17 protein-coding genes and 2 pseudogenes are annotated in these 24,025 nt (G+C 52.2%); 10 read left to right on the plus strand and 9 right to left on the minus strand.

Annotated elements, in window-relative coordinates; genetic code table 11:
• Window positions 1-79: 79 nt before the first annotated feature.
• Window positions 80-403, minus strand: a pseudogene (locus IGR76_16915) (DUF2973 domain-containing protein).
• Between the two features lie 125 nt (window positions 404-528).
• Window positions 529-861, minus strand: a complete 333-nt coding sequence (locus tag IGR76_16920) for a DUF2605 domain-containing protein (protein MBF2080145.1) — start codon at window positions 859-861, stop codon at window positions 529-531.
• Between the two features lie 439 nt (window positions 862-1,300).
• Between IGR76_16920 and IGR76_16925 the strand changes: the two genes are divergently transcribed.
• Window positions 1,301-2,413 carry a TRAP transporter substrate-binding protein gene (locus IGR76_16925; GenBank protein ID MBF2080146.1) on the plus strand — a complete coding sequence of 371 codons (1,113 nt, stop codon included), beginning with the start codon at window positions 1,301-1,303 and terminating at the stop codon, window positions 2,411-2,413.
• 192 nt (window positions 2,414-2,605) lie between these two features.
• Here the strand turns inward: IGR76_16925 and IGR76_16930 are convergent.
• The 5 genes and pseudogenes from IGR76_16930 to IGR76_16950 form a co-directional block, all read right to left on the minus strand.
• A pseudogene (locus tag IGR76_16930) lies at window positions 2,606-3,689 on the minus strand (MSMEG_0565 family glycosyltransferase).
• On the minus strand, window positions 3,686-4,666 hold the full coding sequence (locus IGR76_16935) for a sll0787 family AIR synthase-like protein (GenBank protein ID MBF2080147.1): 981 nt from the start codon (window positions 4,664-4,666) through the stop codon (window positions 3,686-3,688). The pseudogene IGR76_16930 and the gene IGR76_16935 overlap by 4 nt, the downstream one beginning before the upstream one ends.
• 40 nt (window positions 4,667-4,706) lie before the next feature.
• On the minus strand, window positions 4,707-6,080 hold the full coding sequence (locus IGR76_16940; protein MBF2080148.1) for a GAF domain-containing protein: 1,374 nt from the start codon (window positions 6,078-6,080) through the stop codon (window positions 4,707-4,709).
• Between the two features lie 356 nt (window positions 6,081-6,436).
• Window positions 6,437-7,390 (minus strand): LysR family transcriptional regulator, encoded by a 954-nt coding sequence (locus tag IGR76_16945; protein MBF2080149.1) that lies wholly within the window; start codon window positions 7,388-7,390, stop codon window positions 6,437-6,439.
• Window positions 7,391-7,751: 361 nt separating this feature from the next.
• Entirely contained in the window at window positions 7,752-8,510 is a 759-nt protein-coding gene (locus IGR76_16950; GenBank protein MBF2080150.1) for a HEAT repeat domain-containing protein, read from the minus strand.
• 159 nt (window positions 8,511-8,669) lie between these two features.
• Here IGR76_16950 and IGR76_16955 point away from each other — a divergent pair, with 159 nt between their 5' ends.
• The 3 genes from IGR76_16955 to IGR76_16965 all read left to right on the plus strand — a co-directional run bounded on the left by IGR76_16955 (window position 8,670) and on the right by IGR76_16965 (window position 12,551).
• A complete protein-coding gene (locus IGR76_16955; GenBank protein MBF2080151.1) occupies window positions 8,670-10,667 on the plus strand; it encodes a GAF domain-containing protein in 1,998 nt (665 codons plus the stop codon).
• Window positions 10,668-10,841: 174 nt separating this feature from the next.
• On the plus strand, window positions 10,842-11,735 hold the full coding sequence (locus tag IGR76_16960) for a CAP domain-containing protein (GenBank protein ID MBF2080152.1): 894 nt from the start codon (window positions 10,842-10,844) through the stop codon (window positions 11,733-11,735).
• Between the two features lie 30 nt (window positions 11,736-11,765).
• Window positions 11,766-12,551, plus strand: coding sequence for a PD-(D/E)XK nuclease family protein (locus IGR76_16965; GenBank protein ID MBF2080153.1), 786 nt, complete (start codon window positions 11,766-11,768; stop codon window positions 12,549-12,551).
• Window positions 12,552-12,562: 11 nt separating this feature from the next.
• Here the strand turns inward: IGR76_16965 and IGR76_16970 are convergent, their stop codons facing one another.
• Window positions 12,563-12,946 (minus strand): hypothetical protein, encoded by a 384-nt coding sequence (locus tag IGR76_16970; protein ID MBF2080154.1) that lies wholly within the window; start codon window positions 12,944-12,946, stop codon window positions 12,563-12,565.
• Window positions 12,947-13,158: 212 nt separating this feature from the next.
• Between IGR76_16970 and IGR76_16975 the strand changes: the two genes are divergently transcribed.
• From IGR76_16975 to IGR76_16995, 5 genes are all read left to right on the plus strand, one after another.
• Entirely contained in the window at window positions 13,159-13,350 is a 192-nt protein-coding gene (locus tag IGR76_16975) for a DUF2862 domain-containing protein (protein MBF2080155.1), read from the plus strand.
• Window positions 13,351-13,749: 399 nt separating this feature from the next.
• A complete protein-coding gene (locus IGR76_16980) occupies window positions 13,750-14,847 on the plus strand; it encodes an ArsA family ATPase (protein MBF2080156.1) in 1,098 nt (365 codons plus the stop codon).
• Between the two features lie 9 nt (window positions 14,848-14,856).
• On the plus strand, window positions 14,857-15,879 hold the full coding sequence (gene chlG / locus IGR76_16985) for a chlorophyll synthase ChlG (GenBank protein MBF2080157.1): 1,023 nt from the start codon (window positions 14,857-14,859) through the stop codon (window positions 15,877-15,879).
• A gap of 395 nt (window positions 15,880-16,274) precedes the next feature.
• Window positions 16,275-18,323 (plus strand): PBP1A family penicillin-binding protein, encoded by a 2,049-nt coding sequence (locus IGR76_16990; protein MBF2080158.1) that lies wholly within the window; start codon window positions 16,275-16,277, stop codon window positions 18,321-18,323.
• 122 nt (window positions 18,324-18,445) lie between these two features.
• A complete protein-coding gene (locus IGR76_16995; protein MBF2080159.1) occupies window positions 18,446-18,643 on the plus strand; it encodes a hypothetical protein in 198 nt (65 codons plus the stop codon).
• 215 nt (window positions 18,644-18,858) lie between these two features.
• Here the strand turns inward: IGR76_16995 and IGR76_17000 are convergent, their stop codons facing one another.
• The gene (locus IGR76_17000) at window positions 18,859-20,442 is read right to left on the minus strand and encodes an NAD(P)H-quinone oxidoreductase subunit N (GenBank protein MBF2080160.1); all 1,584 of its coding nucleotides are present in this window, start codon (window positions 20,440-20,442) and stop codon (window positions 18,859-18,861) included.
• Window positions 20,443-21,202: 760 nt separating this feature from the next.
• Here IGR76_17000 and topA point away from each other — a divergent pair.
• Window positions 21,203-23,881 (plus strand): type I DNA topoisomerase, encoded by a 2,679-nt coding sequence (topA, locus tag IGR76_17005; GenBank protein MBF2080161.1) that lies wholly within the window; start codon window positions 21,203-21,205, stop codon window positions 23,879-23,881.
• The last annotated feature ends 144 nt before the right edge of the window (window positions 23,882-24,025 follow it).

The following is a 24,025-nucleotide window of genomic DNA, read 5'->3' on the forward strand; positions in this document are numbered from 1 at the left end:
TCATCCCGACACTCGCCTTCGGCAGAGTGCGGGGCTTTCACGGAGAAGCTAAACTTGCGATCGCGCTACCACTCAACCCTCAATCATCCTGGGGTTCAGACGTAGAGCCGCCAGGGGACGAATTATAAAGCGCATCCAACCGCTCGCGGGCATCTTCTACGGTAATAGAGCGCATTACCAAAAATGGCTCACTGACTACATTGCCAGATTCGTCTAACAACTCTGGATGGATCGATTGTCCTGCGCCCGTATAGCGACTGACAGGGTGTGATGGATAGGATACACCGGACGATCCGTAGCTGCGTTGCGATTCAATGCCTAACGTCATCAGATTCCGGACTAGATTCACAACGGCCAGTACCGCCAGCACTGTAAAAGCAAGGATGTATATCTAATGCAGCATGTCAGTCTCCAGTAACGCGATCGAGTTCACAATTTTATGGCTTTTACGGATCAACGATGGACGCTACGCCACCGTTGAGGATTCAAGAGTAATGTCTATTAAAAACGCACCATCAACGCACAGGTTTAGTCCAAGTCCAAGTCCGTGGGATGTTCCCGGCGATATCGCATTCCGACCTTCCAGCACTCGGCTACTAAGTTGTGCCAAGGTACCATGATGGATGCTTCCACTCCAACCTGACCATCGGTTGCATTCAGTAACATCTGAGCAGTGCTGACCTCTTGCTGGGCCTGAATTACGCGCGCCAGCAAATCAGCCTGCGCAGTAGGCTCTAAAAAGTCAATCGTGTGCGCTTCGAGGAGCGATCGCGATCGCTGGAACCAGTACTGGAAGTCCTCTAAAAGGGGTTCCAGCAAGACTTTAAGCAAATCGGACTCGGATGAATTTGAGTTAGGCATTAAACCGAACGATTCGAATTTCTAGCTTACATCGTCATCTTAATATAATTTACGTTTCGCAACAATTTTTGATGCTAGTGCCCAATCAAGCCTCTAGTCAGGCGTCCAAGGTAAGCATTGATGCCGATGTATGGCTGAATTCCTGGATGGAAAATTGCTTCAAAGCACGGTGAATAGACGGTTTAGGGCATATTTACTACGTTCTATTGGTTGTGCCACTCGTTGCCACAAACACTCGCTACCTGAACTCGGATTTGCAGATTGTTTTAATGTTTTCCAGTCTGGAATACCGCTCACGCTCCTCATCAGAGTGATAAAATCTCGTTGTTTTAACTGAAAAGCCGCTGAATCATTAGAAACGCGAGAGAAACCTTTCCTCTGGTCCATACTTTGGCCTATCAAATTTATTTTGTTCACTATATGGATCAAAAGCACCGCAATGCCGAACCGTAGAACTATCGTTAAAAGCCTTGTTGCAGGCGCAACCGCTGCCGGAGTGCTGAGTGCCTGTGGGCAAACCCAAAGCACGAGTTCCTCAAGCGCAACCTCCCCAAGTGCGCCTTCGGTGCGATGGCGGATGGCGACTAGTTGGCCTAAGTCGTTAGACACAATCTTCGGCGGTGCTGAAACCCTGTGCAATCGAGTCCGAGAAATGACTGGAGGTCGATTTGACATCACTCCCTTTGCTGCGGGTGAAATTGTGCCAGGATTGCAAGTTTTGGATGCGGTGCAAGCGGGCACGGTGGAATGCGGCCATACCGCCAGCTACTACTACGTCGGCAAGAACCCCAGCCTTGGCTTTGGTACCTCCATGCCCTTTGGCTTGACGGCTCAACAGCAAAATGCCTGGCTCTATGAGGGCGGTGGTATTGAGGTGATGCATCGCCTGTACTCTGATTTTGGGGTTCTGAGCTATCCTGCCGGGAATACTGGTGCGCAAATGGGGGGATGGTTTAAGCGAGTCATCCAATCGGTCTCAGACCTCAACGGTCTGAAGATGAGAATTCCGGGACTTGGGGGTGAAGTGATGGCTCGTTTGGGGGTGAATGTGCAAGTTTTGCCTGGAGGTGAAATTTTTCTAGCGCTCGATCGAGGTGCTATCGATGCGGCGGAATGGGTTGGCCCGTATGATGATGAAAAGCTGGGCTTGCAGCGAGCGGCAACCTACTATTACTATCCCGGCTGGTGGGAACCTGGGCCGACGCTGGAGGTTCAAATTAACCAAACGGCATGGAATAGTCTGCCGAAGGAGTATCAGGAAATTTTCAAGACGGCAGCCTACGAAGCCAATGTAACGATGTTGGCAAAGTATGACACCCGAAACCGAGAAGCGCTGAAAACCCTGGTGGATGGAGGGACGCAGTTGACGCCCTACACCCCCGAAATTTTGGAAGCGGCTCGCAAAGCATCGTTTGATTTCTACAATGAAACGGCTGGTCAGGATGCCACCCTTAAAGAGATTTTCGATCAGTGGAATGCATTCCGAGAATCGATCCAACAGTGGAATAAGATTAACGAGCTGAACTTTGCTACATTCAGCTACGGTAGCTGAGACTCACGGCTAATTGCGTTTTGGATGGGATGAAATGGTGGAGTGCAGTGCCGCTGCACTTCATAGTCTTGTATTCCGGTGCGGTATCGTTTTGCAGACTGAACTCCGCGCTCGGTCTGCTTTAGTTTTTATTGTAGCCTTCGCCTGAACTCTGGGTACGCATATCATAGACTGCGGGTGGGCGATCGCGCCTCACCGTTGATATCGTCGATGACGCTGGAAAGCCACCCCAGGGATAAAAATGTCTTGAATCCCGCTACACCCTATAAACTCAGCAATTCTCTGTATATTCAGCAATTCTCTGTATAGCGCCTGCTGGGAGGTCAGGAATTCGGTGAAGGGTGCTTGGTTCGCCGTGATCACGGGTAGCTCAGAGGCGATCGCTTCTAAGACCACCAATCCCCAACCGTCTTTTAAGGAGGGAAATAGAAACGCATCGGCAAGGCGGTAGAAAGCGGCGAGTTCCACGGTAGAAATGACTTCGGGGAGGATGACGGCATCGCGCAACTTCAGGCGATCGATGAGGTCAAAGCACTGTTGGCGATAGTCCTGATAGTCAAACAGCGTTTCCCCGCCGACAATGATCAACCTTGCGTTTGGCTGTTCGTCCCGAATTTGGGCAAAGGCACGCAGAAGATTCAGCGAATTTTTGTGCGGTTCCAGTCCTCCTACGGTCAGGTATAAGGGAGAAGTCTGCAATGCCCACTGCTGCCGTACCTCTGCGTCAAGGTCTTGGACTTGCGGAAAAAAAAGAGAGATTGACCCCGTTGACGACGCGAGGCGCATAGATGTTGTAATACTCCTGGAGTTCGCGCTGCCAGCGATCGCTCACACAAAGACAGAGATCGGCGGCTTGGATGGATCGCTCCTGGCAGTGCTGTAAATAGGGACTGCGATAGTCTTCAATGTGGTGGACGGTGCGAATGAGATGGGAAATCCGACGCTGCTGACGTAGTTCGACCAAGGCATTTGCACGTAGGCAGTCCTGGGCGTGGAAAATATCATGCTCAAGAGGTCTACGGCTAAGAAACTCCACAAATTCCTGAATGCGTTGGTGGATCAATGCGTCTATGTCAGTTGGGGCAGGCGCGGCGGGGACGAGACAAACATGACAGGATACATCTCGCTCAAAGCCTGTGCCGTCTTTACTCAACGCATAGATACAAACGGAATGTCCCAAATTCTGTAACGCTTCCGCCAGTTCTAGGGTATGCACCACGCTGCCCCTGAGCTTGGTGGAATAGGTAAAGAGAGCGATCCGGAGGGATGAGTTCATAGGGATGGCGTCGAGAGAATGGTTTGGGACGGCTGAGAGAGGGGCGATCGCCCAAAGCCAGTGAGGGGACGCTGTACCGGATCCCAGAAATCCACGGACTCACCTCCAGATTCAAGTTGCAACATCGATCCGTTCTCGACTATGCCAACCGCTTCACATACGAGTCCCTTTCCTCGAAATCGGGTTTGTACCGCGTGGGTATGTTCTGGGCGCAGACTCAGCACAAATCCATAGCTGGGAAAGCAGAGTAGCCATTTTTCTAAGGCCAGATCAGGCGGACAGGGGATCTGATCGAGATGCAGGGTTGCACCACAGCCAGAGGTTTCCAAGAGCATGATGAGGGTTCCGACCAGTCCCCCCATGCTGATGTCTTTTCCGGCATCGCATAACCCCGACTCTGCAATCATCGGTAGGAGAGAGAGACAGTCCCGCAATTGGGCTGGATCAGCGGTGGTAGCCGCATTCCAAAAGGAATAGCGTGGATGGGAGGCTCCCCGAAAGTCGGTAACCATCATCAACACATCCCCGGGCTGGGCGTTGAAGCTGCTGATGAGTCGGTTTGCCCGTCCCAAAATCGCAACCGAGAGAGCCGTATAAGGGCTATGGGTGTTGGTATGTCCGCCAACGATCGGAATACCGTAGGCGATCGCTGCGGCTTGCATGCCTTCAAAGATGGGTTTTGTGATATCGTCGGACGCACTCCAAATCGTGTCCACAACGGCGATCGCCCGTCCCCCCATGGCGTAGACATCACTTACATTCACCATGACGGCACACCAGCCTGCAAACCACGGGTCGGTGTCTAAAAACTGGGGCAGTAAGCCCTCTGCGGCAAGCAAGAGATAGCCTCCGTGATCTGGAATTGCGGCACAGTCATCGCCTAGCAAAATTACAGAGGGATCGACGTTACAAGGATTTAAACCCAACGCAGGATTCAAATATCGCGCTGCTGCTTGGATATCTTTCTTATGGAGAATGCCGAGAGATGCTCGTAAGCGATCGGCGAGGTCACAGAGCCTAGATAGGAGCCTGAAAACGAGTTTTAGCCTTTAGCTTTATCAGCACGTTATTCACATGGAACTTAACGGTGCTTTCGCTAATGATTAGCTTTTGGGCAATGTCGCGATCGCGTAACCCGTCACACAGCAATTGCAAGATCTCCTGTTCCCGTGGCGAAAGTACAGAGGTAGACTCATGGGCAGGTATCAGTTCCTCGGTCCTTCCTTGGGCGATCGCCTCTAGCACCGTTCGTAACTGGGTGGCATCTGTTGATAGATCGACGACGGCACTCACTCCCTCTGGAATCGGCAGGCGATTGCTCTGAACCCAAATAACCGGAGAGGGGCTAGGCAAGAGACTCAAATCATCGGTTAACAGGGGAAGATCTGGAGCAAGGTACTCACTAACCTGTATGCCTGCCGCGTAGGCTAATTGCGTAAACGCAACCTGCAACACCGGGGAGCGACACTGCACCTGGAGCTGCTTTGGAGAGAGGGTCGGTGAACGATACGGGATTGTGAGCAAGACTTGGAGAGCATCGGTACGCATATCGTAAAGCAACTGACCCCCTAAGCTATTGGCCCACCATGGCAGCAATCCACCGAGCGATCGCCCCACGCGTGGGTGCGATTCTGTGAACATCGTTGCTAACGCTTCCAAACTGACCGCTTCGTCGGTATAGACCAAGCGACAGTAGCGGCAGTTTAATTGATTCAGGTGCTCTGCCACCTGGAGGAAAAGCGAGGTCTGGGCTAGGGTCAGGGGATGCTCAGTACCCATCAAGGTGAGGTGAGCGGTTCCTAGGATAGATGCGAGTTGGTCGGAAAGAGCGGGCAGTCGTTCTAAGCCTTCGGTCGGAGTGGGGGCAGAACTGGTCAAAAGTCGCTGACAGGCGATCGCCTGATCGATGGATACCGAAACAATCGTACAGAGCACTTTCAGCACTTCTAGAAACTCGGGTGAGAGCGCCTCACGACTAAAGGCCGCTAAAACCCCAATAACGCGATCGCCCACCATCAGCGGAAAGCCTGCAAACCCACAAATCCTGTTGGCGATCGCCCATTCTCGATCCTTAACCCAAGATTCGTCCGCGAGGGTGTTACTCAGAAACGAAACCCGATTCTGGGCAATTTTGCCAACTTTATAGGCTCCCATCGGAATCCGGGCGAAGGATCCATCCGTCCGGGTGTAGAGTCCCGATGACGCGACGAGTCGCAAAAAGCGTTGATCGGACTCCACGAGCCAGATTCGGGCAAACGCGCATCCAAACTGATGTACCAATCCCTCGGTTGCGGAGCAAGCAACATCCTCTGGCTGCAAACAACCAGAAAACCGCTGTGCAACTTCGGTCGATTGCTGGAGAGCAAGCAGCAACCGTGTCGAATCAAGCATGCTGGCGATGTGCGCAGTCACGCGGCTAACTTTAGGGATATTGTTTACGGTAAAAGCATTAACCATCGGGACCTGTATCAGGCAGCACGGGACTGCGTTTGCCCTGTCGAACTTCCGTGATGAGTCCCGTAACGCGTTGGTTCACCTCGCAGGAAGCGATCAACCCACAATCGTGTCGCCATTGCATAGTGCAACGGTCAACACTTACGTCATATCAAGGCTTAAAAAGGTGTTAGGAACGGCAATTTAATAAAACTCGGAAATTAATTTTTGAAAGTGCGGCAAAGCCGCACTTTCAAAAATTAAAAATTTGGTTTTAATTAATTTGTGATCCTTAGTGAAACGATGCTAGCGGGCTAGACAGATACCGTCTGCTTTTTGGCAAGCTCGGCTTGACGAACGGGGGTGTGAACTGCAAACTGTTCTGACGCCTGTCGCAGATAGTCTCCAAAGGTTTTGGCGACTACCGAAAGCTGTTTGCCGTTGAGATGCACCAGATACCAATGGCGCTCAATCGGAAAATGCACAACGTCTAACTCGGTTAAATAGCTATGACTTCCTTCTGGCGTCAAGGTGTGGCGAGAAAGCACGGATACGCCCAGACCTCCGGCGATCGCCTGCTTAATGGCCTCATTGCTACCCAGTTCCATGCGAACCTTGAGTTCTAGACCCGCCTCATCAAACAGTTTTTGCACGGCCCGACGAGTCCCCGAACCCGATTCCCGCATGATGAAGGGTTCTTCCGCTAACCGCTCCAGGGAAATGTTCTTTTCATGGGCCAACGGATGATTAATCGGAGCCAAAACAACGAGGGGATTTTCCAAAAATGGATGAGCCTCAATGTCCATATGTTCAGGCAGTTGACTCATCACATAGAGGTCGTCCTGATTGTTGGCCATGCGCTCTAGACAGCCCTCATGGTTGGTCACAATCAGGGAAATATCGATACCAGGATACTGCTCACAAAAGGCACCTAGCAGACGGGGCACGAAGTACTTTGCGGTGGTAATAACAGCCAACCGCAGTTGTCCTTGCTTCATGCCCTTCAGATCGGCCACGGTCATCTCCAACTGTTCCAACCGTCGGAAAATTTCTTGGCAGCTTGCATAGAGTTCTTGCCCGGCCTCGGTTAGATAGAGGCGCTTACCCACTTGCTCGAACAGCGGTAAGCCAATCGCTTTGGTTAACTGTTTAACCTGCATCGAGACGGTTGGCTGGGTGAGAAAGAGTTCTTCAGCCGCTCGCGTGAAGCTTCCGTGGCGAGCGGTGGCTTCAAAAACTTTGAATTGGTGTAGAGTTGCGTGGATCACCGGATAGTCCCTCGGTAGTAATGTACGGCAACGCGGAATATAGAATATAGTCTATCACGAATATTTCCACCAATGGTTTTTGTCTATGAAAAATCGGGTTATCATATGCTCTAGGGACACCTGTATGTTCCCTTCCAGTTAAATCGGCGCTGTGCACGTGTCGAATCCTTGTCTGGACTCAGGAAGCACCCATTTCCCATCCTGCAGTTTGAGTAGGTCTGTCCTACCTTCTCCAACAAGTGTTCGCGGTGATGCAGCGCTTTTTTGTGCTTGTCTAGGAGGCAGCACAGGTTCTGGATATAGGCTTCTAGGGAGGGATACGGGCGATCGCCCAAGACCGTTTTTAATCGGTTGATCAATTCTAGAGCATGAAAAAATCTTGCTCGATTTCCTCAATAACCTGCAAGCCACGCGGATCACCCACTTTCAAAACGGCCATCTTGGCATCTTCGCGTACGCCCATGTCCTCATCTTCCGCAAATGCCTCAATCAAGGCATCGATTGCGGTTGCGTAAACGACGTTAGAGGGGAGCTCGCGGCAGAGTTGGCCAATAGCCCAAGCACAGTTACTCCGAATCGCGGCAATCGGATCTCGACGCAGTGCTTCAATTAACGGAGGAATCGCCGCAATCACGAGGTCGTAGCCAAGGGTTGCCATCTGGGCCAGGGCACTCGCTGCCCAAAGCCGAACGGCGGGAATGTCTGTTTTGAGGGCATCTAATAACGGTTCAACGGAACGGCGATCGCGACAGTTGCCCAGTGCCCAGACCACCCCCTTACGCACGTAACCGTTCCAGTCTTTTTGGAGTTGCTGAATTAAGGGCTCTACAGCAGCCTCGCTGGGATTTCTACCTAAGGCATAGGCTGCACTCACGCGAATCAGAGGACAGGCATCACTTAAGAGGTGGATGAGTTGAGGAATAGCGCGATCGTCTTGAATTTCACAGAATGCCCGCGCCGCTAGCATCCGCTGCTGGTTGTCGGATGCGTGAAGCAAGATCAACATTTCCTCCAGATCAAGCTTGATGGCGTCTGAGTCGGCATTATCTACCGCCTCCATGTGATCCAGGGGACTGTCGAGGTCAAACTCAGTATCTAGTAAAACCGAATCATCGTCCATATTGCCACTTTACAGCAAGTCTGCACGCACGTCGTTCCAGTTTTCCTTCAAAATAGATCTTGGACTCGGGCGCATATTGCACGAATCTTTTTGCATTGGGTTCTAGGTTGTTCTGACCTAGCCCGTTAGCCCTCAGGTGAGATGAGTCAAGATCATCGAATGAGTACTCAGGTTTCTGTATTAGACGAGCTGTTGATGGCTCTGCCCCATCTTCGACCGCAAATGTACTTTAAGACGTCTCTGACGGCTCTTTCCCATGCGATCGAGGATCAAGTCTTAGCCAGAACCGATCAGCCGCTGGTGATTGCCAACTTTCAGCGGGAGCGGTTTTATCGTCAGGAAGCCAGTCGGTATCAACGGATTGCAGAACTCACCTCTCAGGTTTACGTTCTGGCCGCGTCCGAAACTAGCTTTACCAATAGCTCCGACTACTACGAAACCGTTGCGTTTAATAATAATGATGATGAACTGCGGCATGAATGGCATTTGGTGGTGATTGCCGAGCGGTATTCTGCGTGTCTAATCTGTCGCGAGCGTCCACTGACGCCCGAAGAAGAGCAGGATAGTAATCCTTCGATGGATCAGGCACGACGCTTTGAAGGGATTTGGACGTTTGATCGTCAGGTTTGTTGTCGCGCGGCGGAGATTTTGTTAAAGCGGGTGCTGCATTATCGCCCTGAACTTGCGAAAAAAATTACGGCCGCATCCACGCAATTTTTGATGAACCAATACTCCGGTTTGCCTGAGATTGATCCGGATCCCTTTGCGCAGCGATTGATCACCTACCTGCAAGCGGGACAGTACAAGCTGTTGAAAGCCTATCGTTCTATTGCGGCTCAGGAACGCCGCGAACGCTTAACGAATTCGATCATGACGGCAATTCGGCAATCGTTAAATTCTGAGGAAATTTTCAAGATTGCGGTGCAAGAGCTGGGTGTAGCGATGGACGTGTGCCGATGTTTGGTGTATCGCTGCCAGTCTAAAGATCCGTCCGTTGTCATTCAGCATGAGCGTTTAGGAGGGACTGGACTGACCTCTCTTCTAGAGCAGTCTTGGATGCTTCAGGATAATCCGCTGTTTCAAATCGTGTCCGACACCCGCGAAAGTGTGGCGATCGCCGATACTCTTAATGAACCAACGCTGGCTCATGAACCGGTGCGATCGCTGATGGAGAAATGGAATATTCGCTCCTGGCTGATGACGCCGATTTTGTATCAGGATCGGTTGCTGGGTGTGGTTGAGCTGCATAACTGTCAGCCGGAACCCCATGAGTGGTTGGCGGATGAAATCTCGTTGGTAGAGGCGATCGCCACTCAGTTGGGTGTGGCTCTCATCCAAGCCGAAGCCTACGCGAACTTAGAGGATTTCAACGAACAGTTGGAAGCCCTAGAGCGAACCCGCAGTAACCTGATTGCGATTACCGGGCATGAATTGCGGACTCCCCTTTCGACGATCCAAGTCTGTTTGGAAAGTTTGAGCACTGAACCGGATATGCCCCTTGAGTTGCGTCAGGTGATGCTCTCAACGGCCATGACGGATGCCGAACGGATGCGCAATCTGATTCAGGACTTTTTGACCCTATCGCAGTTGGAAAGTGGGCGGGTGGAGTGGCACCTTGAGCCTGTATCCATCGACGAATGCGTGAGTCTGGCGCTGAGCAGCATTCGGACACGGCAATCGACAGAATTACTCCCCCATATTCGTGCGGATGTGTCGATTGAACTGCCTCCGGTGCAGGCGGATGGTGAATGGTTAGTGGAAGTGTTGTCCAAGCTTCTCGACAATGCCTGCAAGTTTACTGAGCCGGAAGGAGAAGTTTTGATCGAGGCACGGTCAAATGGGGGCAAGATGCTGGAGGTGACAGTTACCGATACCGGACGGGGGATTGAACCGAATCGATTGGAAAAGGTCTTCGATCGATTTTACCAAGAAGAGGGAGCGCTGCGCCGCACGGCTGGCGGAACGGGTTTAGGACTTGCGATCTGTCGTCAAATTGTCCTGGGATTGGGGGGCAAAATCTGGGCGGAATCCGCAGGCCGCAACCAGGGAAGCCAGTTCCATTTCACGGTTCCTTTTGCGTCAGAGTCCACCCTTGAAACGGAATCTACGTTGCCCCCTACTTCTCCTGCCGCCCGATCGCGCCGTCGCAAGCGGTAGGAGAGGGTGTCCTAAGTTGTTTTAATTGGTATAGAATTCATCGCTGTTGCACAAAAATCCGTAACATTCGCGATCGCCCTCTTGGACAAATTGGGAACCCTCGGATGTAGAGGGGCATCTATGGCTGCATAGGCTGATGGTTCTTTCCCACGATGCAATATTGAGGGCAACGGTATGACGGTAAAAACAATAACTCGGCTGACTTGGATGGGTACGGGAGTCATGGGCGCGATCGCGCTCAGCGCTTCAGGGGCGATCGCTCAGCAAGTGGGTGGTTTCATACCACCATCCCCGGCGCAACCCCTCCAAAATGCGGCAGTTTCCGAACCGATGGTTCAGCCTGCCAGTGTCGAACAATCCACGCCGAGCCTGCTGACCGATCAGGGCATCCTTACGCCGCTAGAACAAAGTATTGTGGATGAAATGAACCTGGCTCGTCAGAATCCGGGCTTTTACGCCGAACTGCTCCAGGAGCGACGACAGTACTACAACGGTACGACGCTAGAAATTCCCGGTCAGCTCCGGTTATTAACCCAAGAAGGTGTGGCGGCAGTGGATGAAGCGATCGCCGTTTTGCAAGATCTCGATCCGTTGCCTCCCCTCACCTTTTCTCCGGGCATGTCCCGTGCTGCAGCCGAGCACGCTGCCGATTTAGCGCCTGGACGGATTGGGCATGTGGGTTCTGATGGCAGCCTGCCCTCCACCCGGGTCAGTGAGTACGGCACCTGGGGAGAGCGGATGGGCGAGAACATTAGCTACGGTAGCGACACCGCCCGCGATTTTGTGCTGGAACTGATTATTGATGATGGCGTGCCCAGTCGCGGCCATCGCGAAACCTTGTTTGAGGCCGACTATGCCTATACCGGAGTCGGGTGCGATCGCCATACCGTATACCGCACCGTATGCGTGATGACCTATGCCGTTACCTTCCAAGAAGGCGATGCATCAACTACGGCGAGTTCTCCTAGCCCGTCGGACTCCTCCACCGCTGCCATCAATCAACCTCCTGCCGCAAGCTCGACATCGCAAGGGAAGGGATCTGTGCCTCGCTATCGGCTAGGACGATAAGCTGGAAGGGTCGCGATCGCTGTTTGGTCTATGCACCTGCGTTTATCCCAGTCTCAACTGACCCTGCTCGACTACTGCCCCCGAAAATTTCAGCACGTGCACCTCGATCAACTCGTGTTGCCCATGACGCCAGAGCAGCGATCGCACCTGGAATGGGGAAATCAGTTTCACCTGCTCATGCAGCAGCAGTCCTTGGGGCTACCCATGCCGCCCGCCGATGAGACGCTTCGACCCATTCATGCCTGTGTGACAATGTTTAGAGCGTCGGTTCCCCACCTGTTTCTATCGACGCCAGAGCGCACCCAGGACAGTGAGCATCGTCGGATGCTGACCCTACAGGATTACCTGCTCACCGTCGTTTACGATGCGCTGATTCTGGAGCCGGAGCGCGCCGAAATTCTAGACTGGAAAACCTATGCCAAGCCTCAGAACCCCCGTGGGTTAGAAGCCAGTTGGCAAACTCGTCTCTATCTCTTTGTGTTGGCAGAAACCAGTGCGTACACTCTGGATCAACTTGCCATGACCTACTGGTTCATTCCGCCCCACCTGACCGATACGCCGCCGCCCCACATCACCATCCGCTACAGCCCTGCTCAGCATCAGGCCACCTATCACGACATATCCCGGTTATTGGCGCAGTTAACTCAGTGGTTAGAGGGCTACCAAGCAGGGCATCCCTTTCCCCAGGTTCCCAGCCATTCTCCCCATTGTTCAACGTGTCCGTTTGCGATTCGATGCCAGCGAACTCCCCCAGATTCGGAGCGCGATCGCCCTTCTATTCCAGCGGTCGAATCAATTGCCGAAGTCGCATTGTAGGTCTACGTCGCCTAGGGCATCGACCGAGGGGGTTCTAAAAAGTCGTACAGAATCTCATCGGGTTCGTCCCCATCGTCCCAGTCTTCGTCTTCAGTCGGCAGACGGGTAACGGCTGTGGATGTAATGGCAACGGCAACGGATGGGGCGATCGCCTGTTGGGTAAGCTGAGCCTCAAGGCGTTCGATGCGTGTCAGCAACCGCGCATAATCTGCCGTAGAGATAGTCGTGGGCACCATCGGAGATTCTGGAGGCGAGGTGGGGGTGGTGAGATAGTGGGCGATCGCCTGTTTTAGCAGCGTTCGTACGGAAATTCCCTCCGCCTTAGCGCGATCGCGGCACTGGATCGCGACGGTTTTGGAGACTTTCACGCTCAGTTTGGTTTTGGAGTGACTCATGGGCGTCCCGAAGCTTGCATGTTCGTCTTAATTCTACCGAAGTCGCTTTTGAACGATGGGGCGATCGCTTCAACCAATCCCTGCATCTCGATTCAATTAATAGAAAGAAGTTTACGAATTCCTGAAGGAAAACGCCGATTTGGTTACAAGACACTGATAAACTGTGGATTGGTATTTATAACGTGACTTTAATTTTCGTGTTGGGAACAGCGATGGAAGTAGGGCAAAAAGTACGCGTGTGTCGTCTCAGAGACCGCACCTCCAAGACCGTTGTGGATTGTGTCGGCAAAGTTGGAACCATCCAAGATTACAAAATGGTCGATGGCAGCGGTGTCGGAGTGGTGGTGGAATTTGACGATAAGTTTTCTACTTGGTTTTTCGAAGACGAGCTGCAAGCCGTATAGGGCAACGAGCAACCTATCCCTTCCACCCCCTAGGCTTAAGCAAGACTAACCTTGTGCAATCTAAGCCTAGGTCGGTGGGTATTAAAGTCATTCCTGAGAGAGGGACTTTGTTTCATTAGCCCAAATCCAAATGAAGAAGGTAAGTAACGCGACAAAGTTAAAACCAAATTCTACCTTGCGCCGTCCGCGCAGCAGGTATGACGGGGTTTTTGGGATTTTTGCTTAATGATGTCTGACTACTGATGAAGTCAGTGCTTCTACATCTCTGTTAGTCAGAGTGGTGCCTAGTCACACTATCATTTAGGATTTCATTCTGTTGTGGGCTGTAGCTCCTTAACCTAAGGTCAATTAGCGATTGCTGTTATTCTATTGCTGAAAGCCTTTGAGATTTAATTCACCATGTCCCTGATTCTGACATTTTTAGGTAAGGGTGGCACAGGTTGCACGACGTTGGCGATCGCGACTGCTAAATCGCTCTCCCAGCGTGGTCAACGGGTACTCTTAGTTGGGCAGGATCCGACCCCAGCCTTTGGTATGGCGATCGGAGCGTCTCTATCTCCCGACCCTCAAGAGATCGAGCAGAATCTCAAGGTCGTTCAATTGTCCTCTGCGATATTGCTAGAACGAAGCTGGGAAGAGCTCAAACAGCAGGAAGCCAAATACATAAGAACTCCTTTTTTTAAGGCAGTGTACGGCCAGGAACTGGGGGTGTTGCCCGGTATGGACAGTGCGTTGGCGCTGAATGCGCTGCGGGAGTACGATGCTAGCGGCATCTATGATGTCATCGTTTATGATGGCGCCAGCGATCTCTCAACCCTGCGAATGTTAGGGATGCCGGAGATTCTAAGTTGGTATATCCGACGCTTCCGCAAAGTGTTTTCGGAGTCGGATTTTGCCAAGGCTCTATCGCCCTTTATCCAGCCCGTTGCTAGTGCCGTGCTTAATGTGGAGTGGAGCGGCAGTAGTATTTTCGACCAGCCTGCAACCAACCAAGTCAACAACATTCTCGATCAGGGACGGGTCGCCGTTGCCGATCCGAGTCGGGTAGGGGCATTTCTGGTCACCACCAGTACGCCAGAAGCGATCGCAACGGCCAAATATTTTTGGGGCAGCGCTCAGCAGGTGGGGCTTACGGTTGGTGGCGTATTGCACAACCAAGGCACCGACTCAGCGGCGATCGCCCCTCAGTTTGCCCCGTTGCCGCTCACCGCTATCCCGACTCGTGCAGAGGATTGGCAACCGCTGGTAGATGCTATCCCCGATCCTCAAGTGATGCTGCAAGCACCTCGACCGATTACCATCAACAGCGCCGAACGTAAGGTCAGTCTTTTCCTGCCGACCTTTGATAAGCGGGAAATTAAGTTGACGCAGTATGGGCCAGAGGTCACCATCGACGCGGGCAACCAACGCCGCAATGTGATACTGCCCCCTGAACTCCAAGGTCAATCGGTCAGTGGCGCAAAGTTTCAGGATGGATACTTGATCATTTCGTTCTAAATCATCACTATGTCAAATTCAACGCCTTCTGATCCCGCTCAGAATCCAGTTCCTACCGAGATAGCCGACACCGATGTAGGCGATACAGGAAGCAAAGCTCGCCAGCTCTTAGGAATGAAAGGCGCAGCCTCTGGTGAAACGTCGATTTGGAAAATTCGGCTTCAGCTTATGAAGCCTATTACCTGGATTCCCCTGATTTGGGGGGTGGTCTGTGGGGCAGCGTCATCGGGTGGCTACGTTTGGTCAGTGGAGCATTTTCTAATTGCGGCGGCCTGTATGTTGATGTCTGGGCCGATGCTCACGGGATACACCCAAACCATCAATGACTACTACGATCGCGACATTGACGCAATTAACGAACCCTATCGCCCTATTCCCTCTGGTGCGATTTCCATTCCCCAAGTTCGTGTTCAGATTTGGGTGCTACTGCTGGGCGGGATTGCAATCGCCTTCGGTCTTGATCGCTGGGCTGGCCATGAATTTCCCACAATTACGGCCTTGGCGATCGGTGGATCATTTCTGTCCTATCTTTACTCCGCACCCCCGCTCAAGCTGAAACAGAATGGCTGGCTGGGTAACTATGCGTTGGGGGCAAGCTACATTGCGCTGCCCTGGTGGGCTGGGCATGCCTTATTTGGCGAACTCAACCTGACGATTGTATTGCTGACCCTGTTTTATAGCTTTGCGGGTCTTGGTATTGCGGTCGTGAATGATTTCAAGAGCGTTGAGGGCGATCGCCAGTTGGGGTTAAAGTCGCTCCCCGTGATGTTTGGCGTGATGGCGGCGGCCTGGATCTGTGTTTTGATGATTGACATTTTCCAGTCGGGCGTTGCCGCTTACCTGATCGGCATTCACCAAAACCTGTATGCCGTTTTCTTGGTTCTCCTGATCATTCCGCAAATCACCTTCCAAGACATGTATTTCCTGCGCAATCCGCTGGAGAATGATGTGAAGTATCAAGCTAGTGCCCAGCCGTTTTTAGTATTGGGCATGCTGGTGACGGCCTTAGCCCTTGGACATGCTGGTGTGTAGTCTGAATCGTTATCTTCTAGCCCCCAGTTCGGTTGACATTGGTAGCAACACCCTGTTTTATGGTGTTCATTAACGTTTTATTAAAAACGGCTTACCAAAGTTCATAGTATTTTGTAGTTCCCGTGCTGTGGTGGTGTTGAGGATATAAGGTGACGGATTTCTTTTCTAGGCTGAAAGCGTTGTCCAACGACGCAAGTGCAAAAGTGTCTGCGTCAAGGGTGAATGCAATAAAGGGCTCGTCCGCAGATTCTTCTGATCCGGCTAATCCTAGCTTGGGCGAACGTTTACGCTCTGTACGGCCATTTCTGGAGAAGCGAGTCCCCGATTATCGCTCGATTAACTACAAGCGCTGGTTGCCGTGGGTTATTCTGGGGCTGGCCGTGGGCAGTGTAGGGATGACGGCTTACTCGATCCGCCGCACGTTAGTGGTGATGAACCGAGAGTTGCCTGACGCCTCTGAAGTTGAAACGTTTGCCCGTCCGGAAACCATGGTAATTAAGTCGGCGGACGGCGCAATTTTGCAACAAATTGGCCCTGCAACCCGTGAGAAGGCTGACTTAGAGGATATTCCACCCCAATTGGTAGAGGCGTTTATCGTCTCGGAAGATCAAAACTTTTATAATCATGGCGGTGTCGATTATAAGGCGATCGCCCGTGCCCTCTGGCGTAACGTAACGTCCGGTGGGGTGGTCGAAGGCGGAAGTACGATCACACAACAGGTGGCTCGGATTGTCTACCTCGATAACGAGCGCAGTTATGAACGGAAGCTGCGGGAAGCGGTTCTTGCCCATAAAATCGAGCAAGAGCTGAGCAAGGACGAGGTTTTGGAAGCCTACCTCAACCTGGTTTACCTCGGCTCGAATGCTTACGGCGTTGCGGATGCGGCCTGGATTTACTTTGGCAAGACAGTTCAGGATTTAACGCTACCTGAGATGGCCTTGATCGCGGGATTACCGCCTGCCCCTAGCGATTACTCCCCCATTGTGAGCCGCGATTTGGCTCTACAGCGCCGCAATACGGTTCTCCGCCGTATGGAAAGTGTGGGGTTCATCAGTCAAGCGGAGATGGAGGAGGCGATCGCTGCTCCCTTAGAACTCAATCTAAAGTTACCCCGCAATATCAATAGCGCTAGTCCCTATTTCACGATTTATGTACAGCAGCAGTTGCCGCTGTACGTCTCTCAGGAAGAGATTGAGAAAGGGGGACTGGTCGTTGAAACAACCCTGGATTCCAAGTGGCAAAAATATGCTGAACAAGCGGTTCTAGACTCCGTTAACAATTACGGTGTATACGAAGGATACTCCCAAGCCTCTCTGGTTGCCATTGATCCCCATACCGGGGAAATTAAAGCGATGGTGGGGGGCAAGGACTTTGACGATAGCCAGTTCAATCGGGCGACCCAGGCCCAGCGCCAACCCGGATCAACCTTCAAGGCATTTGTTTACGCAACGGCGATCGCCGCTGGATTTTCGCCGTACCGCAGTTATGAGGATGCACAGCTATTTGTGGACGGGTATGAGCCGCAAAACTACGGTAAAACCTATCGAAATGCCAGCGTCTCGCTTCGAGATGCACTGATCGGCTCTATTAACGTTGTTGCCGTCAAACTCCTCATCGATGTTGGCTTTGATCCAGCCATTCAGGTCGCCCATAAGATGGGAATTGAATCCGAGTTAATTCCGGCCTACTCCCTTGCCTTAGGAACATCGGAAGTCAATTTGTTGGAACTGACGAGCGCCTACGGCACGTTCGCGAACGAAGGGAATCACATCAAGCCTCATGCCATTGTGCGTGTTCTCAACCGTAAGGGACAAGTGATTTACGACGCCGCATTCCAGCCCACCCAAGCGATCGACAAGGACACTGCTGCGATTATGACGTGGATGATGCGCGGTGTGATTTCCAGCGGTACAGGAGCCAATGCAGATATTGGACGTCCAGCGGCAGGGAAAACGGGCACATCAGAAGAAAGACGAGATCTTTGGTTTGTGGGCTATATTCCCCAGCTTGTCGCAGGGGTGTGGTTGGGGAACGATGATAATAGTCCGACCTGGGGCGTTAGCGGTACTGCGGCGCTCACATGGCGGACGTTCATGAGTAAAGTCATTGCGGATATCCCATCGGAAGATTTTCCAGAGTTGCCGCAACTCGAGGGGCGAGAGCCGACCTTGGAAGTTCAGCCTGTGAAACCTCGGCGATTGGAAACCCGTGCTCAGGCATCGAGCAGTAGTGAGAGTTCAAACTCGTCCAGTTCCTACGCTGAGCCTGCACCTGAGCAATCCTCATCGAGCGTTGAGGAATCGGCTCCTGCCCCTGAAACCTATGCGGAGCCGCCAGTCTCGGAGCCATCTGTTGCGGAACCTCCGCCTGAGTCGGCAGCCCCCATTGACTTTGGTGAACCGTTACCTCCGGCAGAGCCAGACCCGGTAGCTCCAGCCGAGTAGAGCTTCGGTATGCTGCTTAACGTCATCTAAAAATCAGCAATCCCAGCTTCGGTATGGGTTAACAGGCATCCTGCGCGTACAATACTGAAACGACCCGTTGTTTACGCTTGGAAAAATTACTCATGACCTTACTGCTAGAAGCGGCTACAGCATCCAGCTTTCCCATTGCTTTCACAGCAGTTTATGTGGTTGGCTTTATTGCTGCTGTCGGAATTGGATCAATTGCCTGGTATAACTCAAAGCGTCCGCCTGGTTGGGAAAATGCCGAGCGCCCTGATATTGTGCCTAAAATTGACTCTGATGATTCTGCCGAATCCTAGGGGGCGCTGACAAGGACGTTGCAACTGCAACCGCAACAGTGTGCCCCTATACAGGCTGTGTCGGAATCGCGAGTTTAATCCTCGATTCGGTTTATGGCGTTAATCGGGCAGTTCAACAAGCGATCGCTGAAATTATTAAAACCTCTGTGGGCATAACCACAGAGGTTTATTTTTTACAGGACGAGAATTCTGATCTGATTATCAACGCTATGCGTCTACTTCAGACCGTCGATCTGAGATAGATCTGGCAAGGGCGATCGCACCAACTCAGACACCAGCGGTGCTTCTGGCAACGCCTGATGCAGAATGGGCGTACGGGCGATGGAGTTGTTTGCCAGAGAGAAGAGAGGATTGGAGAGAATTCCAGCCAACGAGGTCGTAATGAGTGCAAAGACTAATCCGACCTGCAACGGACGCATTCCTGGCAAATTCCAACGAATTTCGGGATAGTTTTTCACCGAATCAGACATTTCGCTAGGCTCTTTCACCACCATCATGCGGACTACCCGAATGTAGTAGTAAATCGAAATCACGCTGGTTACAAGACCTACGAGTACAAGCCCATAGGCTCCTGCTTGCCAACCCGCCCAGAAGAGATAGAGCTTCCCGAAAAAACCCGCTAACGGTGGAATTCCACCTAAGGACAACAGACAAATGCTGAGACACAGGGTGAGTAAGGGATCCTTTTGATAAAGTCCGCTGTACTCAACAATCTCATCAGTTCCAGTCCGCAGAGCGAACAAGATCACACAGGCAAAACCACCTAGATTCATGAACAGGTAAATCATCATGTAGAACACCATGCTGGCATAGCCTGCATCGGTGCCGACGACCAACCCAATCATGACGAACCCTGCCTGACCAATCGAAGAGTACGCCAACATGCGCTTCATGCTGGTTTGGGCAAGCGCAACTACATTCCCCAGCACCATACTGAGAATGGCAAGCGCTGTCAGTACGAAATGCCACTGCTCAGACACCAGCGGGAAGGCTGTACTGAGGAGCCGAACCGCTAACGCAAACCCTGCGGCCTTAGATCCCACGGATAGGAACGCAACGACTGGAGTGGGTGACCCTTCGTATACGTCAGGCGTCCATTGGTGAAAGGGAACTGCGGCAATTTTGAAGGCGATGCCTGCAATCACAAACACCAACGCAATCAGCAGGCCAATCGATTGATCGACCCCATTGCTAATGATGCCGCTAGTGATCACGCTCAGCCGAGTCTGGCCGCCGGATAAACCGTACAGCAGGGAAACACCGTATAGAAAAATCGCAGAACTGGCAGCGCCAATCAGCAGATATTTCAACGCTGCCTCGTTTGATCGTGGATCCCGTTTCATGTACCCCGTTAAGAGGTATGACGAAATACTCAGCGTTTCTAGCGACACAAAGATCATCACCAGCTCGTCCGCTCCAGAAAGGAACATGCCGCCAGTGGTGGCCGTGAGCAAAATAACCAAAAATTCGGCTAATGAGGTGCCCGATTGCTCAACATAGCGAACAGACATCAAAATGGTGATGGCTGCAGAGAGGGCAATGATACCGCGAAACACGATACTCAATGCGTCGCTGTTAAACCCGCCTAGGAAGGAGATGGGGTCCGCGATATCCCACTGGAAGTACAGTGCCCCAACCGATGCAAGCAACCCGGCGATCGCGGCATAGGGCGTCCAGTTTGAGGAGGATCGCCCAGCGATTAGATCTCCAATCAGGACAATCAGCAAGGTTGCGATGACGATGCCTTCGGGCAGGATGGTACCTGCATTGAGCTGTGTTGCAAGGGTAGAAAAGTCCATAATGTCTCTTGCAGAATTGAGTCGTACGAATTAGGGGCGATCGCTCGATCTGAGCGGACGTTAGCTTCATATGACTTGAGCTTGAGTTGGCCCCCCAGAGGTTAAATGCAAGCACGTTCCCAAATAGGAATCGGGCGGTAGATTAGTCACAGCTAACCATACCATTAACCCTATTACAGTAGGATGCCTGACGATTAACTTACGTTGGCTATCGGCATGCGCACACTCTCTAACCGCTTAGGCTACCTAAGCCAAGGAGCCTGCTATGCCTGAATGAGGATCGGTAATCGCACCCAATCCGAGTGTTCGATCCCCAACATTCTTAACCATGTAGCGATTGCCACTGCATGCTACGCCTTTCAAGCTTGCTATAAAGCTAAAAAGATTCTTTATGTAAAGAAATCCTTACCTTGCATCATATCGCGTAAACCACTCCTACTACGGTACCTTACCCCCCCTATTTACACTTGATTTCTGCTGATATTAGGTATAAGTAGGGTTAGGGTATAGGAACACCTGAATCCTGGATCCGCCATCCCTCTGTTATACCTAGGCGATCGCTGCGGGACGATCGCCTGGAGGTACCTCTGCTCAATCCTCACCATTGCCGAACCATTGCCGAAAGCTGGGTCTCTAGTTTAGCTTGGAACAACGGTGTATTTCTTAAGATGGGACTATACAAGCGATAGCGTTTTATGCTAGCGATGTTGATACAGTCTCTACCGCATCATTAATATTTAGTCCATTTCACCCAACGCCCATGTCCACGCTTGTCATTGTTGAATCACCCACAAAAGCCCGCACGATTCGCAACTACCTGCCGTCTGACTACCAGGTAGAAGCATCGATGGGGCACATTCGGGATCTGCCGCAATCGGCTAGCGATATCCCTGCATCCGTGAAAAGCGAAGAGTGGGCAAAGCTGGGGGTAAATATAGCCGAAGACTTCGAGCCGCTTTATATCATTCCTAAAGATAAGAAAAAGGTTGTCAAAGCGCTGAAAGATGCGCTGAAAGACGCGGACGAACTCGTTCTGGCAACCGACGAAGACCGCGAAGGTGAGAGCATTAGTTGGCATCTGCTCCAAGTGTTGAAGCCGAAAGTTCCCATCAAGCGCATGGTGTTTCATGAAATTACGGAAGACGCCATTCAAGATGCGTTGAAGAATTGCCGAGATGTCGATGAACAGCTTGTTCACGCCCAGGAAACGCGACGAATTCTAGATCGACTGGTGGGCTACACCGTTTCTCCCCTGCTTTGGAAGAAAATTGCCTGGGGGTTGTCGGCTGGACGGGTGCAATCTGTTTCGGTGCGTCTCCTTGTAAACCGGGAACGGGAGCGGCGAGCGTTCCGGAAAGGAAGTTACTGGGATCTCAAGGCGACGCTTGCCAAGAATGAAATTCCCTTCGAGGCGAAGCTCGTTGCCCTTGACGGTACGCGAGTCGCTACAGGCAGCGACTTTGATGAATCCACAGGGCGCATTATCCAAGGTCGCCAGGTGGTGCTGCTGGACGAAGCCCAGGCTCAATCCCTGCGGGAACGCCTGGTCGATGAGCAGTGGACGGTGGCTAGTCTCGAAGAGCGTGCCTCTAGCCGAAAACCTGCGCCACCGTTTACAACTTCAACTTTGCAGCAAGAGGCCAACCGAAAACTGCGGCTGTCGGCACGGGAAACAATGCGCGTTGCCCAAAGTCTGTACGAGCAAGGGTACATTACCTACATGCGAACGGACTCGGTACATCTCTCCCAGCAGGCGATCGCCGCTGCTAGAAGTTGTGTAGAGGCGATGTACGGCAAAAATTTCCTCAGTCCCCAGCCGCGTCAGTATTCTACGAAGAGTAAGGGGGCGCAAGAAGCCCATGAAGCCATTCGTCCTGCCGGACACACCTTCCGCACGCCCCAGGAAACGGGATTGAAGGATCGGGAGTTGCGCCTGTATGACCTGATTTGGAAGCGCACGGTTGCGACCCAAATGGCCGAGGTTCGCCAAACGCACATTACGGCTCATATCGAGGTTGGCAATGCTAGCTTCCGAGCTACCGGAAAGCGGATTGATTTTCCGGGCTTTTTCCGGGCCTATGTAGAAGGCTCAGATGATCCCGATGCCGCGATTGAAGATCAAGAAGTGATCTTGCCGCCCCTCGTAGCAGGCGATCGCCTTGCCTGTAATAATCTGGACGCAATCGCCCACGAAACCCAGCCGCCCGCCCGCTATACAGAAGCCTCGCTGGTCAAAACCCTGGAAAATGAGGGTATTGGCCGTCCCAGTACCTACGCCAGCATTATTGGCACGATTATTGACCGAGGCTATGCCCAAATGGTCAATAATGCACTGGTTCCAACCTTTACAGCCTTTGCTGTGACCGCGTTGCTAGAAAATCATTTTCCAGACTTGGTTGATACCGGGTTTACGGCTCGTATGGAGCAAACGCTGGATGATATTTCGACGGGAACCACCGACTGGCTACCTTACCTCAAGGAGTTTTATCTGGGTGAGGAAGGGCTTGATGCTCAGGTGAAACGTCAGGACGCTCTGATCGATCCCAACGAGGCACGGGTGATCGCCCTCGAAGGCTTGGATGCCAAAATTCGCATTGGCCGTTATGGAGCCTACATCGAGGTTGAGAACGAAGAAGGGTTGGTGAAAGCGACGATTCCCCAAGATATGACGCCAGCCGATCTCGACCCAGAGCAGGTAGAAGTGCTGCTGCGCCAAAAAACCGAAGGCCCTGACAAAGTGGGCTTTCATCCGGAAACGGGCGAACCTATTTACATGCTCATTGGCCCCTACGGCCCCTACGTGCAGTTGGGCGACGCGACGGACGACAATCCCAAGCCGAAGCGAGCGTCGTTGCCCAAGGGCATGACCATGGAAAATATTACCCTGGAGGCTGCAGTGGGCTTGTTGGCTCTGCCGCGCACCTTGGGCGTTCATCCCGATACCGGAGCCAAGATCCAGGCGAATTTAGGACGTTTCGGCCCCTATGTGGTTCACGACCAAGGCAAAGAGGGCAAAGATTACCGCTCGCTCAAAGCCTCGGACGATGTGCTGACCATTACCTTGGATCGAGCGCTGGAATTACTCGCAGAACCAAAGCGAGGGCGAGGTAGTCGCAAGGGAACCGCGAAACCGTTGCGGGAACTAGGGCCGCATCCGAAGGATGAGGAGCCTATAAATATTTATGACGGCCCCTACGGTCCCTACGTGAAGTACAAGAAGGTGAACGCGTCCTTGCCGGAGGGCGAGACGGTCGAATCGATGACCTTAGAAAAGGCGTTGGGAGCGATCGCTGCTAAAGCTGATACGAAAAAAACAGCTAAAACCTCGACCCGCCGCACCACAAAGAGCACGACTGGTAAAGCGGCTAGTTCTGGCAGTAAGGCCAAAACGACTAGCAAAACGAAGAGTAGCAGCCGCACCAAGAAAGCGGCTGAATAATCTTCGAACGAGGTACGGTGGTCTATTTTCTATTTCCATAACGCGATGTGCAACTATATCTGTTGCCAGCTAGCTTAGGACATGGACATTTTGGTGGGGCGGCTTCGCCGCCCCACCAAAATGTCCTAACCGATATGGCTAGCG

It is taken from the genome of Synechococcales cyanobacterium T60_A2020_003, assembly GCA_015272205.1.
Taxonomy (GTDB): domain Bacteria; phylum Cyanobacteriota; class Cyanobacteriia; order RECH01; family RECH01; genus JACYMB01.

Excerpts from the sequence above, each read along its gene's own strand:
- IGR76_16920 (MBF2080145.1), bottom strand. The coding sequence starts at position 861 with ATGCCTAACTCAAATTCATCCGAGTCCGATTTGCTTAAAGTCTTGCTG.
- IGR76_16925 (MBF2080146.1), top strand. The coding sequence starts at position 1,301 with ATGCCGAACCGTAGAACTATCGTTAAAAGCCTTGTTGCAGGCGCAACC.
- IGR76_16940 (MBF2080148.1), bottom strand. The coding sequence starts at position 6,080 with ATGCTTGATTCGACACGGTTGCTGCTTGCTCTCCAGCAATCGACCGAA.
- IGR76_16950 (MBF2080150.1), bottom strand. The coding sequence starts at position 8,510 with ATGGACGATGATTCGGTTTTACTAGATACTGAGTTTGACCTCGACAGT.
- IGR76_16955 (MBF2080151.1), top strand. The coding sequence starts at position 8,670 with ATGAGTACTCAGGTTTCTGTATTAGACGAGCTGTTGATGGCTCTGCCC.
- IGR76_16960 (MBF2080152.1), top strand. The coding sequence starts at position 10,842 with ATGACGGTAAAAACAATAACTCGGCTGACTTGGATGGGTACGGGAGTC.
- IGR76_16965 (MBF2080153.1), top strand. The coding sequence starts at position 11,766 with ATGCACCTGCGTTTATCCCAGTCTCAACTGACCCTGCTCGACTACTGC.
- IGR76_16970 (MBF2080154.1), bottom strand. The coding sequence starts at position 12,946 with ATGAGTCACTCCAAAACCAAACTGAGCGTGAAAGTCTCCAAAACCGTC.
- IGR76_16975 (MBF2080155.1), top strand. The coding sequence starts at position 13,159 with ATGGAAGTAGGGCAAAAAGTACGCGTGTGTCGTCTCAGAGACCGCACC.
- IGR76_16980 (MBF2080156.1), top strand. The coding sequence starts at position 13,750 with ATGTCCCTGATTCTGACATTTTTAGGTAAGGGTGGCACAGGTTGCACG.
- chlG (MBF2080157.1), top strand. The coding sequence starts at position 14,857 with ATGTCAAATTCAACGCCTTCTGATCCCGCTCAGAATCCAGTTCCTACC.
- IGR76_16990 (MBF2080158.1), top strand. The coding sequence starts at position 16,275 with ATGACGGCTTACTCGATCCGCCGCACGTTAGTGGTGATGAACCGAGAG.
- IGR76_16995 (MBF2080159.1), top strand. The coding sequence starts at position 18,446 with ATGACCTTACTGCTAGAAGCGGCTACAGCATCCAGCTTTCCCATTGCT.
- IGR76_17000 (MBF2080160.1), bottom strand. The coding sequence starts at position 20,442 with ATGGACTTTTCTACCCTTGCAACACAGCTCAATGCAGGTACCATCCTG.
- topA (MBF2080161.1), top strand. The coding sequence starts at position 21,203 with ATGTCCACGCTTGTCATTGTTGAATCACCCACAAAAGCCCGCACGATT.